The sequence below is a fragment of the Stenotrophomonas sp. Sm6012 genome (assembly GCF_030985895.1).
GTDB lineage: Bacteria > Pseudomonadota > Gammaproteobacteria > Xanthomonadales > Xanthomonadaceae > Stenotrophomonas > Stenotrophomonas forensis.
In genome coordinates this window covers 1-16,752 of record NZ_JAPTFX010000103.1, presented here as the reverse complement: position 1 = coordinate 16,752, position 16,752 = coordinate 1, and the positions used below count along the sequence as shown (strand labels likewise).

15 protein-coding genes are annotated in these 16,752 nt (G+C 67.3%); 5 read left to right on the top strand and 10 right to left on the bottom strand.

The annotated features are described in order from the left end of the window. Positions 1-29: 29 nt before the first annotated feature. Positions 30-2,015: a transglycosylase SLT domain-containing protein gene (locus O0J73_RS15970; RefSeq protein ID WP_197564708.1), complete on the bottom strand. Its 1,986-nt coding sequence runs from the start codon at positions 2,013-2,015 to the stop codon at positions 30-32. A gap of 150 nt (positions 2,016-2,165) precedes the next feature. Between O0J73_RS15970 and O0J73_RS15965 the strand changes: the two genes are divergently transcribed. The 3 genes from O0J73_RS15965 (at position 2,166) to O0J73_RS15955 (ending at position 6,174) form a co-directional block, all read left to right on the top strand. Next, complete coding sequence (locus O0J73_RS15965) at positions 2,166-2,573, top strand: biopolymer transporter ExbD (RefSeq protein WP_308309129.1); 408 nt, start codon at positions 2,166-2,168, stop codon at positions 2,571-2,573. Between the two features lie 57 nt (positions 2,574-2,630). Next, positions 2,631-3,080 (top strand): biopolymer transporter ExbD, encoded by a 450-nt coding sequence (locus O0J73_RS15960; RefSeq protein WP_308309128.1) that lies wholly within the window; start codon positions 2,631-2,633, stop codon positions 3,078-3,080. Between the two features lie 232 nt (positions 3,081-3,312). Next, complete coding sequence (locus O0J73_RS15955; RefSeq protein WP_308309127.1) at positions 3,313-6,174, top strand: TonB-dependent receptor; 2,862 nt, start codon at positions 3,313-3,315, stop codon at positions 6,172-6,174. 86 nt (positions 6,175-6,260) lie between these two features. Here the strand turns inward: O0J73_RS15955 and fhuE are convergent, their stop codons facing one another. The 4 genes from fhuE to O0J73_RS15935 form a co-directional block, all read right to left on the bottom strand. Beyond that, on the bottom strand, positions 6,261-8,420 hold the full coding sequence (fhuE, locus tag O0J73_RS15950) for a ferric-rhodotorulic acid/ferric-coprogen receptor FhuE (RefSeq protein WP_308309125.1): 2,160 nt from the start codon (positions 8,418-8,420) through the stop codon (positions 6,261-6,263). Between the two features lie 229 nt (positions 8,421-8,649). After that, on the bottom strand, positions 8,650-9,126 hold the full coding sequence (locus O0J73_RS15945; RefSeq protein ID WP_308309124.1) for a hypothetical protein: 477 nt from the start codon (positions 9,124-9,126) through the stop codon (positions 8,650-8,652). A gap of 74 nt (positions 9,127-9,200) precedes the next feature. Then, positions 9,201-9,752: a M23 family metallopeptidase gene (locus tag O0J73_RS15940; protein WP_308309123.1), complete on the bottom strand. Its 552-nt coding sequence runs from the start codon at positions 9,750-9,752 to the stop codon at positions 9,201-9,203. A gap of 90 nt (positions 9,753-9,842) precedes the next feature. Beyond that, positions 9,843-10,325, bottom strand: a complete 483-nt coding sequence (locus O0J73_RS15935; RefSeq protein ID WP_308309122.1) for an Lrp/AsnC family transcriptional regulator — start codon at positions 10,323-10,325, stop codon at positions 9,843-9,845. Between the two features lie 72 nt (positions 10,326-10,397). Between O0J73_RS15935 and O0J73_RS15930 the strand changes: the two genes are divergently transcribed. Next, positions 10,398-11,267, top strand: a complete 870-nt coding sequence (locus O0J73_RS15930) for an EamA family transporter (protein ID WP_308309121.1) — start codon at positions 10,398-10,400, stop codon at positions 11,265-11,267. Between the two features lie 65 nt (positions 11,268-11,332). Here the strand turns inward: O0J73_RS15930 and O0J73_RS15925 are convergent, their stop codons facing one another. From O0J73_RS15925 to O0J73_RS15910, 4 genes are all read right to left on the bottom strand, one after another. Further along, a complete protein-coding gene (locus tag O0J73_RS15925) occupies positions 11,333-12,070 on the bottom strand; it encodes an endonuclease/exonuclease/phosphatase family protein (protein WP_180879119.1) in 738 nt (245 codons plus the stop codon). 53 nt (positions 12,071-12,123) lie between these two features. After that, on the bottom strand, positions 12,124-12,957 hold the full coding sequence (locus O0J73_RS15920) for a thiol:disulfide interchange protein DsbA/DsbL (RefSeq protein WP_053450787.1): 834 nt from the start codon (positions 12,955-12,957) through the stop codon (positions 12,124-12,126). Between the two features lie 106 nt (positions 12,958-13,063). Then, positions 13,064-13,714: a thiol:disulfide interchange protein DsbA/DsbL gene (locus O0J73_RS15915; protein WP_006469771.1), complete on the bottom strand. Its 651-nt coding sequence runs from the start codon at positions 13,712-13,714 to the stop codon at positions 13,064-13,066. A gap of 106 nt (positions 13,715-13,820) precedes the next feature. Beyond that, a complete protein-coding gene (locus tag O0J73_RS15910) occupies positions 13,821-14,621 on the bottom strand; it encodes a c-type cytochrome (protein ID WP_197564717.1) in 801 nt (266 codons plus the stop codon). Between the two features lie 157 nt (positions 14,622-14,778). Between O0J73_RS15910 and yihA the strand changes: the two genes are divergently transcribed. Then, positions 14,779-15,381 carry a ribosome biogenesis GTP-binding protein YihA/YsxC gene (gene yihA, locus O0J73_RS15905; protein WP_008268050.1) on the top strand — a complete coding sequence of 201 codons (603 nt, stop codon included), beginning with the start codon at positions 14,779-14,781 and terminating at the stop codon, positions 15,379-15,381. Positions 15,382-15,451: 70 nt separating this feature from the next. Here the strand turns inward: yihA and O0J73_RS15900 are convergent, their stop codons facing one another. After that, the gene (locus O0J73_RS15900) at positions 15,452-16,426 is read right to left on the bottom strand and encodes an MBL fold metallo-hydrolase (RefSeq protein WP_308309119.1); all 975 of its coding nucleotides are present in this window, start codon (positions 16,424-16,426) and stop codon (positions 15,452-15,454) included. Between the last annotated feature and the right edge of the window lie 326 nt (positions 16,427-16,752).

Genomic DNA, 16,752 nt, shown 5'->3' with positions numbered 1-16,752 from the left:
CCCCCCCCCCCCCCACTACCGTGTTGCGATCAATCGCCGCCCTGGTCGGCGTTGGCGGCGCAGCTGAAGCTCTTGCGCTTGTCCACCAGGCGGCCCATCAGGCGGTCGCTCAGCGGCAGCGCATCGCCGTTGAGGCGCCAGTCGTAGATCACGCTGAAGGCCAGCACGCGGGCCACGTACTCACGGGTTTCCTTGTAGCTGATCGTTTCGATCCACAGGTCCGGATCGAAGCCCGGTCGCTGGCCCTGCCAGCGGGCGGTCGGGGTCGGGCCGGCGTTGTAGGCAGCGATGGTCACGTACGGCAGGCCGTCGTACTTGTTCATCAGCTGGCGCAGGTACGCGGTACCGATGGCGATGTTGGTGTCCGGGTCGTACAGACTGTCGGCACCGCCGTAGCCGGTCAGGCCGATCGACTTGGCCACGCCGGCACCGGTGGCCGGCAACACCTGCATCAGGCCCATTGCGTTGGCAGGCGAGCGCGCGCGCGGGGTGAAGGTGCTCTCCGCGCGGATTTCCGCCGCCACCCAGGCCGGGTCGATGGCGTTGCGTGCCGATTCGCGGCGGATGGTGGCGTCGTGGTGCAGCGGGAAGCGCAGGTCGTACAGGCGCTGTTCCTGCGGCTGCTTGCCGAGTGCGAACACGGCGCGGTCGAACCAGCCGTTGTCCTGCGCCACGCGCACGGCGAGGCGGCGCTGGGTGTCATCGAAGCGCGACAGCGCGCTGTTCCATTCGGCCACGGCCCAGCCGGTGCGGTCGATCTGGTACAGCGCCATCGCACGCTGGATGGCCGGGTCGCGCGCGATCACGGCCTGCGCCTGCGCGCTGTCGTTCGGCTTCCACGGGCACAGCGTATAGCCCTGCTGCAACTTGTCGGCGGCGAGGAAGCCGTGGAAGGTGGGGGCACGTGCGGCATCGCGGAACAGCGCCTGGGCCTGCTGTGCCTGGCCGGTCTTCTCCAGCATGCGGCCTTCGAAGTAGCGCCAGCGCGGGTCGCTGCGTTGCTTGCTGCCCATCTTGCGCAGCGCGGTCAGTGCCGCCGGCCAGTCGCCACGCGACATGGCCTCGCGCACGCGCCATTCGTGCAGGCGCTCGTCATACGCCGACTCCGGCACCGCATTGAGGCGGCGCGCCGACTCCGGCAGATAGGAGGCCACCGTCCACAGCGCGATCTGGTACAGCACCTGGCCCTGCTGGTCGGCACTCAGGCCGAGGGCCTGCGCGTACTGCGGCAACTGCTGCTCGGTGGCGCCCGGGTCGGCCTTGGCCAGTTTGGCCAGGCCATCGGTGGCGATGCGCCGGCTGCGCTCGTTGCGCGGCCAGTTCAGTGCGCTGGCGTTGGGTTTGTCGACGAAGGCGGCGTACGTGTTGGCCAGTGCCAGGTCGGTGGCGGGCAGGCCGCGCGCGGCACTGCGCATCACCGCCGGCTGCTGCGCGTCGGCGGCCGCGTCGATGCGCTCCCAGCGCAGCGCGTCACTCAACCCGCCGTGCGCCTGCAGCACGGCGAAAACCGCATCGCAGCCGTCGGGCAGCGACTTGCCGTTCTTGCGCCACAGGTCCTGTGCCTCGCTGATCCACTGCGGATCTACCTTGCCGGTCACCTGGCGCGCGGTCAGCTGGGCGCAGCGCAGGCCGGCGTTGTCGGTGGGCGCCCAGTTGGCGAGCAGGGTCGGCCAGTCCTGGCGTCGCGCGACCGAGGGCAGCCACACGCTGCGGAAGGTGGTGGCCACGGCCTGGCCGTCGTAGCGCTTGAGGAAGGCCTGTGCCTGTGCGGTATCGACGGTATCGATGTTGCGGCGCAGGTTGGCGTACTCCAGCCAGCCATAGGCCGGGTGGCGGCTGAGCGCACCGGCCTGGCCGGGATCGAACTGGCCGCGCTCGGCGGCAGCGATGGCGGCTTTCAGCTGCGCATTCTGGGCATCGAGGGACTGGGCATTGGCGCAGCCGATCAGCAGCGTGGTGGCCAAGGGCAGCAGGGACAGGGCGGTCGAAGAGCGTCGGGTCATGGCGCCCAGCATAGCGGGCGCTGGCTGAATTCAGTTTCGCATTGCGTGCACGCCGCAGCTCGGCAACGGCAGCTGAATGTTGCGGACACCGGCACTGCCATTCGGGGCGGCACGCGCCGTAGTGTCGGCCTTGGGCGAACGGCCCGGCTGCAGGAGCGGCACATGGCGTTCAGTAGCGCAGGACGAGGCGGCCCGCTGGCGGAGATCAATGTCACGCCACTGGTGGATGTGATGCTGGTGCTGTTGATCATCTTCATCGTGACCGCGCCGATCGTGGCCCGGCCGATTACCGTGCAGTTGCCACAGGCCGCCGATCGCACGATCGATCGCCCCGAACCGCCAGCGCCGATCGAGCTGCGCCTGGATGCGTCCAACCAGCTGAGCTGGGACGGGCAACCGATGGCGATCGGCGATCTGCAGGCGCGCCTGCAGGCGCAGGCGGGTGAGCACGCTGGCAACCTGCCGGAGCTGCGTATCGCCACCGATCCGGCGGCCGAATACGAAGGCATGGCCAGGATCCTCGCCGCCGCCGAGGCGACCGGCATGGAGCGCATCGCCTTCGTGCGGTGAGTGGGTCAACGGGCGGCCTGCCATCGGCAGGCCACCCTTCCTGCGACGGAGCGCGGTATGCGATACGGGACACAGCACGCGACCCCACTGATGGCCACGCTCAATCTGGCACCGCTGGTGGATGTATTGCTGGTGCTGCTGGTGTTGGTGATCACCACGCTTCCAACGGCGCAGGCCATCGGCGTCCTGCCGTTGCAGCAGCGCACCTGGTGCCCGCCCTGGCCGTACCAATCATCACCGGAATCGATCGATCTGCACATCGATGCCGCAGGGGGCATGTTCCTGAAGGGACAACCGCTGGATATGCCGGCGCTGCAGCAGCTACTGGCGCAGGCGCAGCAGCTGCCACTGCCGCGTCGCCCGGCGGTGCGCCTATCGACCGCCGACGACACCGATTACCAGGACATGGCGCGTGTGCTGCTGGCTGTCAGCCAGCACGGCCTGCGCGTGGACGCACTCGACCGTCCGTGGCGACACTGGCAAGACGGCTTGATGAAAGACGGTTGATCTCGGCGCGCGCTGTCGCAGCTGGCATCTGTGCTGCGCACGGCGAACAGTACCGTCCGGTCTTAATCTGTCGTTATTTGACGTAATCAGCTGTCAATTGCGTCAATTCCGCGTGAAAGAGTGTCGATCATCACGCCGTGATTTTTACCGCTTGTTTACAAAGGAGACGCTGCCGCCATGCAGGGGGGAGCGCGGCAGTCCATGTCCCGACATTCCTTTGGAGAGAGAGCGAATGATTCACCTGCATCACCGCCCGTTGGCGGTTGCCGTCGCGCTGTGCGTGACGGCCCTGGCACCGCTGGGTGCCGCTGCACAATCCACCACCAACCTCGATGCGGTGGAAGTCACCGGTACCCGCATCAAGCGCGCTGAAGTCGAAGGCCAGGTACCGATCCAGACGCTGACCCGCGGTGACATCGAGCGCACCGGCCTGACCTCGATCGGCGAGGTGCTGCAGCAGCTCACCGGGTCCGGGTCGGCGCTCAATGCCAAGTTTAATTCGTCCGGCAATTTCGGCTTCCCGCCCGATGGCAGTGGCGTGGGCGCCGGTTCGGCACAGGTTGATCTGCGCCACCTGGGCGCCAAGCGCGTGCTGGTGCTGGTCGATGGCATCCGCTGGGTCAATGAATCGTCCGCGTCCGGCGTGGGCTCGGCCACCGACCTCAACACCATTCCGCTGGCCATCGTCGAACGCATCGAAGTGCTGGAGGACGGTGCGTCATCGCTGTACGGCTCCGACGCCATTGCCGGCGTGGTCAACATCATCACCCGCCGCGATTTCGATGGCGGCCAGGTGACGTTGAACTACGGCGAATACAGCAAGGGCGACGGCACGCAGAAGGGCGTTGACCTGGCCTGGGGCAAGAGCGGCGATCGCTTCAGCCTGTTCCTGGGCGCCAGCTGGACCAAGCAGGACCCGGTGTTCGCCAAGGACCGCGAGCAGTCGCGCTTCCCGATTCCGGGCACCGGCCTGGCGTTCGGCAGTGGCGGCATTCCGCAGGGCCGCTTCGCCTTCGTCGATCCAAACACCGGCGCCTCGCAGAACATCGTGCCCAATACCGGCGTGAGCAATCCGCGTTACGACGGCAGCGCCGGCTGCAACCGCACCGATGACTACCATTGCTTCACCAGCGCCGACCGCTTCAACTTCGCCGAATACAACATGGTGCTGACGCCGTCGGAGCGCAAAGGCCTGTTCGGCCAGTTCCGCTTCGACATCACCGACAACGTGCAGTGGTACGTCAAGGCACTGGGCAACCGCCGCGAGTCGACCAACCAGGCCGGGCCGGAGCCGCTGTTCTTCGGCCCCGACGGTGCCACCGGCAATCCGCTGGCCGACAACATCGTGGTCTCGCGCCTGAACCCGTACAACCCGTTCGGCTTCGACCTGGTGTCTGGCGACAACATGAGCCTGATCGGCCGCCGCCCGGTGGAAGGCGGTGCGCGCGTGTTCAAGCAGAAGGTGGACACCACCTATTTCGCCACCGGCCTGGTCGGCGACTTCCATGCCGCCGACCGCAGCTGGTACTGGGATGTCAACGGCATGTACAGCAAGAACAAGGCCGAACAGACCAACTACGGCAGCTATGACATCTACAAGGTGAACATGGCACTGGGCGATCCGGCGGTGTGCGCCGCGACCCCGGGCTGCGTGCCGCTGAACATCTTCGGTGGCGTCGGCTCGATCACCCCGGACATGCTGAAGTGGATCCAGCCGGTGGTGCGCGACCGCAGCCAGAACGAACTGAGCCTGTTCACCGCCAACCTGTCCAGCGAGCTGTTCTCGCTGCCGGCCGGCCCGGTGTCCTTCGCCACCGGCGTCGAGCATCGCAGGTACAAAGGTTCCTACCAGCCTGATCCGCTGACGGTGATCGGCCACTACAACGGCGTACCGTCGCAGCCGACCTCCGGCTCCTATGACGTCAACGAGGCCTACCTGGAGCTGAGCGTGCCGATCTTCGCCGACTCCTCATTCGGCAAGAAGCTCGATCTCAGCCTGGCCGGGCGCTATTCGGATTACTCCACCTTCGGTGGCGAGTTCACGCCGAAGTACGGCCTGCGCTGGCAGGTGACCGACGACTTCGTGCTGCGCACGACCTATGCCGAAGGCTTCCGCGCACCGTCGATCGGTGAACTGTACGGCTCGGCCGCGCGTGCCGACCTGCAGCTGTTCGATCCGTGCTCGGTGGGCCTGGGTGGCACGCCGCCGCGTGGCAGTGCGGCCAACTGTACCGCGCTGGGCGTACCGGCCGGCTTCCAGCAGGCCAACTCGCAGATCTCGGTGACCACCGGCGGCAACCGCGAGCTGGATCCGGAACGCTCGCGCAGCTTCAGCGCCGGCTTCGTGTGGAGCCCGTGGTTCGGCAACAACGCGTCGTGGTCGGAGCGCTTCGATGTGGAGGTGACCTTCTATCGCCATGCCATCGACGGCGCGATCCAGGCGATCAACGCGCAGACCCAGCTGGACCTGTGCGTGGATACGCTGGACCCGATCTACTGCAATGGCATCACCCGTGCCAGCACCGGTGCGGTCAGCAGCTTCAACAACCGCCTGACCAACCTGGGGTCGATCAAGACCGATGGCTGGGACGTGGACCTGTTCTGGACGTTGCCGCAGACCTCCATCGGCCAGTTCAAGCTGGCCTGGAAGAACACCTTCGTCGGCCGTTACGAGGCCACCGGTGCGGCCGGGCAGAAGCAGCCGCAGAAGCCCGGCGTGGAAGTGGCCGACAGTTCGATTCCGGAGTGGACCAGCAACGCCAGCATCGGCTGGACGATGGATCGCTGGAGCGCCAACTGGACGGTGCGCCACATCTCCGAGCTGACCGAGAACTGCGGTGATGCTGCGGTGTTCCCGGTGTGCAGCAACCAGGCGGCCGGCACCAACACGCTGTCGGCCACCACCTTCCACGACATGCAGGTGGGCTACAAGATCGACTGGATGAAGGGGCTGCAGCTGACCGCTGGCCTGAACAACGTCTTCGACAAGGATCCGCCGATCTGCCTGTCGTGTTCGTTGAACGGCTACGACGCCTCGACCTACGACATCCCGCGTGGCCGCTACTGGTACCTGCGCGCGGACCTGCGTTTCTGACCTCGGGATGCCACGCCGGGAACCTCCCGGTGCGGCGCTCGACGCTACGGAATGAACGGCGCCGGGTTACCCCGGCGCCGTTTGCATCAGAACGACCAGGTAAAGGTCAGCGAGCCGTTGCGGCCATCACCGAACGCGCCGTAGCCATTGATCTGCGACAGGTATTTCTTGTCCAGCAGGTTGTTGAGGTTGGCCTGCACGCTGAACTCCGGCGAGATACGGTAGCGGACGAAGGCGCTGGCCAGCGCATAGCCGCTCTGCTCGATGCGGCCATAGGCCGGCACCGTGTAGTAGATGCGGTTCTGCCAGTTGGCGCCGCCGCCGACGGTCAGTTCCTGCAGCGACTGCGGGGTGTAGCTGGTGAACAGCTTCAACGCGGTCTGCGGCAGGTTGGTGTTGATGTCGCTGCCGTTGATGTCCTTGGCCACGTAGCGTGATGCGCCGAAGGTGGCATTCCAGCCCGGTGCCAGCTCGCCGTTCACTTCGAACTCGAAGCCGCGGCTGACGGTGCCACGCGCGGCAATCGAAGCGAGTTCGCCGGGCCGGCCGATGATCGGTTCATTGGTGGCCTGGGCGACGTTGTCCTGCTCGATGCGGAAGACCGCCAGCGAGGCATTCAGGCGATTGTCGAACCAAGCGGCCTTGACGCCCACTTCGTAGCTCTTGCCATCCACCGGATCGAGGTAGCGATCGTTGCGGTCGCGCGCGGTCTGTGGCTGGAAGATTTCGGTATAGCTGGTGTAGGCAGACCAGGTGTCGTTGATGTCGTACACCAGGCCGGCGTAGGGCGTGGTCACCTTGTGTTCGCGGTCATCGTTCTCGCCTTCGCTCTTCCAGTCGGTGTAGCGCGCACCGAGGATCAGCTTCAGCGGGTCGGCCAGCGACAGGCGGGTGGCGAGGTAGCCGGCCTTCTGGGTGATGGTGCCGCGGCTGGCCAGCGCCAGCGGGTTCCAGTTGGGCTGGCTGATGTTGCCGGTCCAGTTGAAGTAGCTGGCAAACGGATCCCACAGCAGGTTGGCCCCGCCCACCTGGTAGTCGCCGTAGTTGGCGTATTCACGCTTGTTGTAGCTCAGGCCGGCCATGAACTGGTGTTCGCGGCCGAACAGGCGGAACGGACCATCCACGTAGCCGTCGATGGCGTTGACCTTGCGCTCGGTGTTGTAGAAGCCGGCCGACGGCGAGATGCCAGCACCGGTGGTCTTGTTGAAGTTGGAGGCCCCTGTGACCCAGTTGTTGTAGGCCGGATAGAACAGCTTGTCGTCGGCCTTGGTCTCGTCGTGGGTGGCGCCGATCTTGAACTTCCAGCCGTTGCTGAAGGCATGCTGCAGCGTGGCGAAGGCACGCTTGCTGGTGGTGTCCCAGTAGGTCCAGTCCGGGCTGGCATTGAAGGACTCGTCATACGGCGTGCGGCTGCCGTCCGAGTACAGCATCGGGAAGCCGCCCCAGGTGGCGCCATTGGCGCGCTTTTGCTGGTAGTCGTAGCCCACGCTCAGCTGGGTGTCCGGGGTCAGGTCGGCATCGATGACCGCGTAGCCCAGCGTCTTGCGCTGGTTGTAGCGGTCCATCTGGCCGTCGGTATCCAGGTAGCTGCCGATGACGCGGCCACGCACGGTACCGCTGGCATTGAGCGCGCTGCCCACGTCCACGGTGGTGCGGGTGCGGCCCCAGCTGCCCACGTTCACCGAGACGCTGCCGGTCAGTTCCGCGCTGTCGGCATGCTTGCGGATCAGGTTCACCGATGCCGACGGATTGCCGGCACCACTGAGCAGGCCGGTGGCACCGCGCACCACTTCCACGCGGTCGTACAGGGCCAGATCGAGGCCGGAATCACCGTAGCTCCAGTTCTGCACCATCTGCGTCGGCAGGCCATCGAACTGGTAGGCATCGATGTAGAACCCACGCGCGTAGAACTCGGTGCGCTCGCTGTCGGACTGGGTGCTGGTCACGCCGGTGGTGTTGGCCAGCACGTCGATGATGTCGTCCAGCTTCTGGTCTTCGATGCGCTGGTGGCTGATGATGCTGATCGACTGCGGGATCTCGCGCGGTGCCAGGTCGAAACGGGTACCGGCGGAGGTACGGCGCACCGAATAGCCTTCGGCACGCTCACCCTTGACCACGACCTTGTCGAGGGTGGTCGGGTCGGCGGCGGTGTCGGCAAAGGCGGCCGGGGCGATGGCCAGGCTGAGGGCGGACAGCACCGCCGCGGACAGGCGATGTGGCAGAACGGGGGAGGTCGAACGGATCATTGGGGTTCCTGGACGGGCACGTGCGTGCGTCCGACCGGCTTCCCGGATGGTCTGGCGCCGCGGCTGGTGGGGATCTCACGCCGCTGGCGGAACCCTGCGTTCAGGGCGGTGGCTGGGCAATGCGAGCACGGACGAACCGTCCTGGCCGTCCGCAAAACGCAAATAGCGTAATGGGAATTGTTGTCGTTTACAAATGGGCGAGGGCGGTGCGCATGCTGTCGCGGCCGATCTAGTCCGGCGGTGGCAGGCGTTCGGCCTGGACCTTCATGCGCGGCCGTTCCCCCTCGATGCCGACGGCGTATTCGACGGTGATCACTACGTCCTCGTCGAGTCCGCGCACATCCAGGGACTGCACCTTTCCGGTCACGTATTCCGGGAACAGCCGTTCCGAGCCGGCGTAGTTCGTCCCGGCGGCCAGGCAGGCCAGGGTGCGCTGGATGTTGATCGTGGCGAATTCGGTGGACGTATTGGGCAGCAGCCAATCGCAGAACTGCCTGCCCGCAGGGGTGCCGCCATGCGTGCAGTGCTTGCTGAAGCTGCTCCAGTCGCTGACCAGTTCAATCGCCGGCTGGGTGCCGATCGAGGCGCTGTTGGCGAAGGCAAGAAGATGCGCACACAACGGGTCGCGGCGTGCCTGCACGGTGCTGCAGCTGGTGACCAGCAGCGCCAGGGTGACGAACGGCGCGATGGTGCGAAGGCGGGTCATCGGTGTGCTTCCCTGTCACTGCGGTCGATGATGCGTCTGGCCGGGCGTGGCGTCGAGCCTGGTCGGCCAAGGGGTCAGCGCAGCAGCGGCAGCGGGTCGCGCGCGCCCTGGGAACCGTAGATGCCCCAGTGCAGGTGCGGCGGCGTGCCCTTGGCGTTGCCGCTGTCGCCGACATGGCCGAGCAGGTCGCCGGGCCGGACCACCTGGCCGCGTGCCAGACCGTCGGCCCAGCTTTCCAGATGCGCGTAGTAGTAGCGTTCCCGTCCCGGCCCGATCACCCACACCTGGCGGCCGCCAAGCCCGCGTTCGCTGACATCGGCGACGACGCCAGGCGTGGCGCTGCGCACCGGCGTACCGCGCTTGGCGAAGATGTCGATACCCGCATGCGTGCGGTCACGACCGCGCGGCGCACCGAAGGTGTCGGCGATCTGCCTTGGGCGCACGCCCTGCACCGGCACCGGCAGCGCGGTGGCGGCGGGCATCCGCGCGAGTGTCCACAACATCTTCGGTGCGGCCGCCCACGGGCTGTTCCACAGTACGACCCCCGCAACCACGGCGATGGCCAGCCACAGGCCGCGCAGCAACCAGCGGCGCAATCGACGGGCCGGGGAATTCAGTATGCTCATGTCTGCAGAATGTAGGGCCGAGTCATGCTCGACGGCTGTTGCTTTGCGGTCAAAGGGGAGTCGTCAAAGGGCAGTCGAGCAAGCTCGACTCTACAGGGCCGGTAGCAGCGGCACTTCGAAACTCCGCTTCAGCGTCCCCAGTGCCACCGAGGTCCGGAAGCGCTCGATGTTGCCATCACCGCCGAACAGGCGCTCGGTGATCGCCTCGTATTCTTCCATCGACGCCGCTGAAAGCAGCAGCAGGAAGTCGCCGTCGCCGGTGATCGAGTAGCACTGCTGCACCGCCGGGTCGTCCTGCACGCGGCGCTTGAACGGCGCCACGCGCTCGCGCTGCTCGCTGACCACGCGCACCTCGACGATGATGGTTAGCGGTCGCCCGACCTTGGCTGCGGCGACCACCGCCACATTGGCCGCGATCACGCCGCTGTCCTGCAGGCGCTTGATCCGGCGTTGCACGGCCGGGGTGGACAGGTGCACGGCCTCGGCGATTTCGCGCTGCGGCAGGGTGTTGTCCCGCTGCAGCAGGTCGAGGATGGCGCGGTCGAAACTGTCGAGCACGGGGGCGATGGCCATGGCGAGCAGAAATTGCACGAACGGGCTGTCAATTGAGCCAAGTGCTCGGCGTGGGCGCAATAGACTTTGCCCATGCAGACCTCACGATTCGCGCCGATGTTGCCGGCGCTGGCGGTGCTGGGCTCGGTCACCTCGCTGGCCATCGGCACCTCCTATGCAAAACACCTGTTCCCGCTGATCGGCGCCCAGGGCACCAGCGCGCTGCGCGTGGGCTTCTCGGCGCTGTTGCTGCTGCTGTTCTGGCGGCCGTGGCGCTGGAAAACCAGCCGCGTGGATGTGATCACCATCCTGCGCTACGGGCTCACCCTGGGCCTGATGAACCTGCTGTTCTACATGGCCCTGCGCACGATTCCCTTCGGCATCGCGGTGGCCATTGAATTCACCGGGCCGTTGACGGTGGCGATGCTGTCATCACGACGACCGATCGACTTTGTCTGGGTAGGCTGCGCGGTGGTGGGGTTGTTGCTGCTGCTGCCGTTGGGGGGCGGCCCGGCGCTGGACCCGGCCGGTGTGCTGTATGCCATGGGTGCGGCGGCGTGCTGGGGCCTGTACATCGTGTTCGGAAAGCGCGCCGGCCACCTGCACGCCGGGCATTCGGTGTCGCTGGGGCTGCTGGCGGCATCGCTGGTGGTGGTGCCGGTGGGCGTGGTGCATGCGGGTAGCGCGCTGCTCGATCCGAAGATCCTGGCGGCGGGGCTGCTGGTGGCGCTGGTATCCAGTGCGATCCCGATGTCGCTGGAAATGATGGCGCTCAAGCGCCTGCCCAAGGAGACCTTCGGCATCCTGATCAGCATGGAACCGGCGGTGGCCGCGCTGTGGGCGATGCTGCTGCTGCACGAGCACCTGCATGGGCTGCAGTGGCTGGCGATCGGCTGCACCGTGCTGGCCTCGGTGGGCAGCACGATGACCGCGCGAAGGCTGAAGGTGCCGGTCACCGCATGAAAAAAGGGACGGAGGGGATTAAGTCGTTTGTGCCACAAACGACTTAATCCCCTCCGTCCCCTTTTTCAGCGCAGGGCGTCGGCCGGGACGTCGATCGCCATCGCCAGGGCGAGGTGATCGGAGAACGCGGCCGGTACGGCCTCCACGGTGCGGGTCTGCAGCCCGCTGCTGACCAGGATGTGGTCGATGGCGCGGTCGGGGCGCCAGCTGGGGAAGGTCGGCACGATGCAGCCGGGCGGCTGCAGCCGGGTCTTCTGGTACAGCACCTGCATTTCCGGGCGTTCGGCCAGGCAGTTGAAATCGCCCATCAGCACCGCGTTGGGATGGTCGGACAGCAGCTCGGCGATGAAGCCCAGCTGCGACATCCGCGAGCCCGCGCCGAGTGACAGATGCGCCACCGCCACGGCGAGGCCGTCGGTACCGTCGCCGAACTTGGCCAGCAGCACGCCGCGCCCGCCGATGCGGCCGGGCAGGGCGTGGTCCTGCACTTCCACCGGTTCCAGCTTGCTCAGCAGGCCGTTGGCGCTGGAGGCGACCCCGCCCATGCGCCGGTTCGGCTGGTGGCTCCAGTAATTGAAGCCGGCGCGCTGGGCCAGGTAATGGGTCTGGTTGGTGAAGCCCGAGCGCAGGCTGCCCGGGTCGGCCTCCTGCAGGCCGACGATGTCATGTTCGCGCGCCAAGGTGGCAATCGCGTCAAGGCTGCTGCGCTTGCGACCCGCCGGCAGCGCATGTGACCAGCTGCGGGTCACATAGTCGCTGTAGCGGCGGGTACTTGAGCCGGCCTGGATGTTGGCCGTCAGCAAGCGCAGGGTCCGTGTACGGGGGGAATTCACGGCCGGGGAAAACGTCTCTTGGATCAGTGAGCCTGGGCCGCACCGCGTTCGCGGGCGATCAGGTGGTCGGCAATGCGCAGCATGTCCGGGAAGCTCTTGCCCTTCACCAGGTACTTGCCATTGACGATGATCGACGGCGTGCCGCTGATCTGGCTGCGCTGGGCGAACTGCTTGGCCGAGTTGGTCTTGGCGTTCACCGCGAAGCTGCCCATGGTGGCGGCGAACTGCTTCGGATCCACGCCATAGGCGCCGTAGAACTTGGCGATGTCGTCCACCGAGTCACGACCGCGCTCGCCCTTCAGGGTCTTCTGCGAGTGGATGGCGGCGTACAGCGCTTCGTGGGTCTTCTCCTGCACGCCCAGGGTCTGCGCGGCATAGAAGGCACGGGCGTAGTCATCCCAGGTGCCGCCGAACATGGCCGGCACGTAGACGAAGTTCACGTCGCTCGGCAGGCCGGCCTTCCACGGGCCGACCAGCGGCTGGAACGCGGCACAGGCCGGGCAGACGTAGCCGAAGATCTCGGTCACTTCGATCTTGCCGGCGGCCGGCTGGAACGGCTGGCCGTTCGGGATGACCTGGTAATCGGCGCCTTCCACCGGGGCCGGGCCGGTCAGCGCGGCGGTGGTCGGGGCCGGAGCGGCCGCCGGAGCGGCTTCGGCCGCAGCCTTGTCGCCTTCGGCAGCGGCCGGGGCAGCGCCCTCGGCGCCCGCCGCCGGAGTCGCCGGCTCGGTGCTGGCCGGAGCCGGTGCTGGTTCGGCCGGAGCCGCGGTGGTGTTGGCGCTGCCGTCATCGGCCTTGCAGGCGGCCAGGATCGGCAGCAGCGCTGCGAGGGCGAGGGCGGCGAAACGGGTCTTCATGGAAACGTCTCCAGCATCTGGAATGGTGGGGCCGGCGTCAGGCACCGGCCAGAGGGAAATGATGACACGCGGCGGCGACAGCGCCGTGTCGATGGTGGGTGTTGGTTCAGCGGCCGCGGGCCGCGCGGGCCTGGGCGATCAGCGCCGAGGCGATGCGCAGCTGGTCGTCGAAGCTGTTGCCACGCACCAGGTACTGGCCGTTGATGATGATGGCCGGGGTGCCCGGCACCTTGGTGCGCTGGGCGAACGCGCGGGCGGCATCGACCTTCTTCTGCACGGCCTCGCCCCGCAGCGCCTGCAGGTAACGGTCCGGGGCCACGCCGTAGGCTTTGTAGAAGTTGGCGAGCTCATCGGCCGAGATGTTCTGCATCGGCAGCGCGCCGTCCTGGTGCAGTGCCTTGAACACGGCCGCATGGCTGCGCTTGGCCACGCCCACTTCGTCAGCGGCGTAGTAGGCCAGGGCCCAGGCATCCCAGGCGCCGCCGAAGGCGGCCGGCACCGGGGTGAAGCGCACGTCGGCCGGCAGCTTGGCGGCCCAGGCCTCCAGCTGCGGCTCGAAATGGGCGCAGTGCGGGCAGGTGTAGCCGAAGACCTCGACCACTTCGATCTTCCCGGCCAGCGGCTGGAACGGGCCCGGCTGGGCAATGCGTTCGTAGTCTTTGCCTTCCACCAGCGGTGCGTTGGCAGGGGTGGCGGCACTGGCGGCCAGCGGCAGCAGGACCAGCAGGGACAACAGCAGGCGGGGAATCAACCTCATCGACACGCATCTCCGTTGAAAAAAGCAACGCCGGCGCGGTCGCCGGCGTGAAGGAAACATACCGCAGGCGGGGGCCGCGGTGGCGGACCGGGCCGACCAGTGGTGGTCAGGGGGCGGCAGCCGGTTGCGTCGGCGTGGCCGTAGCGGCCAGGTCGTCGGCCTTGTTGTGCAGGCCCTGCAGGTAGCTCGACAGCGCCTGCACCTCCTGTTCGCTCAGCTTCTGCGCGACCGTGGCCATGATCTGGAAATGGGTCTTGTCGGTCTCATGGGTCTGCCCGGCCTGGTACTCCTGCAGGCGGCGCGCGACATAACTGGCGTGCTGGCCACCGAGATGCGGATAGGCCGGCCCCGGATTGCCAGCGCCGCTGGGGCCATGGCATGCCATGCAGGCCGGCAGGCCGCGCTTGGCGTCGCCACCGCGGTACAGCTGCTGGCCGATCTCGTAGAACTTCATGCCCTTGTACGGGCCGTCGGTGACTGCGGTGTCGTCGGCGATGCCGGCCGTGGCCTTCTGGGTGGCGAAGAACGCGCCGATGTCGCGCATGTCCTGCGGGGTGAGGTTCTGCACGAACGGCACCATCGCCACCGCCGCGCCGGAACTGCGCTGGCCGTTGGCGATCAGGGCCATCTGCTGGGCCACGTAGCGTTCGCTCTGGCCGGCGATGGACGGGTACATCTCAACCGTGGAATTGCCGTCGGCGCCGTGGCAGGCCGCGCAGGCCGAGGCCTTGGTCTGGCCTGCCTTGGCATCGCCCCAGTGGGTCTTGCTGAAATCCACCTCCAGCGAGGCGGTCTTGATCGGCCCGTTGTCAGGCAGCGGGGTCAATGTGGTCTGCGCGAACGCAGCGGCGGCAACGACTACGGCAGTGGCAAGGGCGGATACGGCAAGAACGCGAGCGTGGCGCATGCTAAAGCTCCGTATGGACCGGGCCGGGCGGTGGCCGCCGGCATCGCCCGGATTATCAACGGCGTTTCCGCGCACGGTCAACGCAGCAGTGCAGCATTTTCCCGGCCAGCGGCGCCGGGAACGGGCGCGCGGCGCCGCAACATGCGATCCTAGGCACATGTCATTGCTCATCGAACGCGCCCGTTACCACCTCTCGGCCCACAACGTGCGGCAGCTGCCGCCCGATGAAGGCGCCGAAGTGGCCTTCGCCGGCCGCTCCAACGCCGGCAAGTCCAGCGCCCTCAACGCGCTGACTCGGCAGAACGCCCTGGCCCGCGTGTCCAAGACCCCCGGCCGCACCCAGCAGCTGGTGTTCTTCCAGATCACCCCGGACGCCCACCTGGTCGACCTGCCCGGTTACGGCTACGCCAAGGTGCCGCTGGACCTGCAGGCGCACTGGCAGGCCTTCATCGACCGGTACTTCCGCACCCGCGAAGCCCTGAAGGGCCTGGTGGTGGTGATGGATATCCGCCACCCGCTGAAGGATTACGACCGGCAGATGCTGTCCTACGCGGTGCAGCGCGGCATGCCGGCGCACGCGCTGCTGACCAAGGCCGACAAGCTCAGCCGCAGCCAGCAGATGCAGACCCTGCAGAAGGTGCGCAAGGAGCTGCACTCGGCCTACGGCGACAGCGTCAGCGTGCAGGTGTTCTCCGGCGAGGACCGTACCGGCGTGGACGAAGCCCGCGGCGTGATCGGCGGCTGGCTGGGGTTGGAATAAGCATTCCCCCGTCGCCCGGCTGGCAGCCGGGCGCTACCCGATCGGGTGGGTACCGACCCTGGTCGGCACATCATTTCAACGGCGAATACTCCGCCGGCACCCACGCATAGGCCTGGCCTTCGCTGCGCACATGGCCCAGGCCCGGGAACGGCAGGTGCGCACCGGCCACCCACCAGCCCTTGGCGCTGGCCTGCTGCAGCAGGCCGCGACGGCTGGCCGTGGCCGCCTTGCGGTCCGAATCGGCCTCGAACGCAGCCTCCGGATGTGCGAACTGCACCGCGTGGAAGTGCAGCACATCGCCCCACACCAGCAGTGACTGGCCCTGGCTGTCGAACCGGTAGGAGACGTGGCCCGGGGTGTGGCCGTGGGTATCCATTGCCACCGCGCCGCCGGGCAGCGCATCGCCGGGGTTGAAGGTGCGCAGGTGGCCGCTGGCCTGGTACGGCGCTACCGCGTTGCGCGCCAGCGGGAAGGCGAAGCGCACGCCCTTCGGCGCGGTGGCCTCGCTGGCCGGATTGAGCCAGTAATCGGCATCGGCCCTGGACAGCCACACGGTGGCATTCGGATAGGCCGGCTTGCCCTGCGCGTCGAGCACGCCGCACAGGTGGTCCGGATGGGCATGGGTGAGCAGCACCTCGTCCACCTCGGCCGGGTCCACGCCGGAGGCACGCAGGTTGCCCAGCACCTGGCCCAGGCCGGGGCCGAAGCACTGCGCGGTGCCGGTATCGACCAGGGTCAGGTGGTTTCCCTGGCGCACCAGGAAGGCGTTGATGGCGGTCTGCAGGCCCTTCGTGTCTTCCGGCACGTAGCGCCCCTCGAGCAGGCGGCTGACCAGCGTTGGCGGCACGTCCATCACTTCCTGCCGGCCCAGCGCGACCACGCCATCGAACAGGGCGGTGACCTGCAGGGTGCCGACGCGTTGGTGGTAGACGCCGGGCACCTGCTGGGTGGGAGCGGGCGAAGTGGCTTCGGCCTGGGCGGCCAGCGGCAGGACGGACAGGGCCAGCAGCAGGGCGCTGCGCAGGGGCAGGTGATGCAGGGTCATGGTGGTTCTCGGTGGATGACGGGCGGTTCCGTTGCCGGACAGCGTGCCGTGGCCAGCGTGTGCGCGGCGCTCAAAGCAGTGCGCGGAATGCTCAGGGAAGGGGTTGTCTGCAGGGCTGCGCCCTGCACCTGCTGCAGGCAACAGCAACAGCAACAGCCGAAGCAACAGCCGAAGCAACAGCCGAAGCAACAGCCGAAGCAACAGCCGAAGCAACAGCAACAGCGGGCTATCCGTGGGATGGCGGGATGGGTCCGGTTGCGGGGGACGCCGTAAATACGTCCATGTAGGCTCGGTCGCGCCATCCATGGCGCTCACGCCCCCGCAAC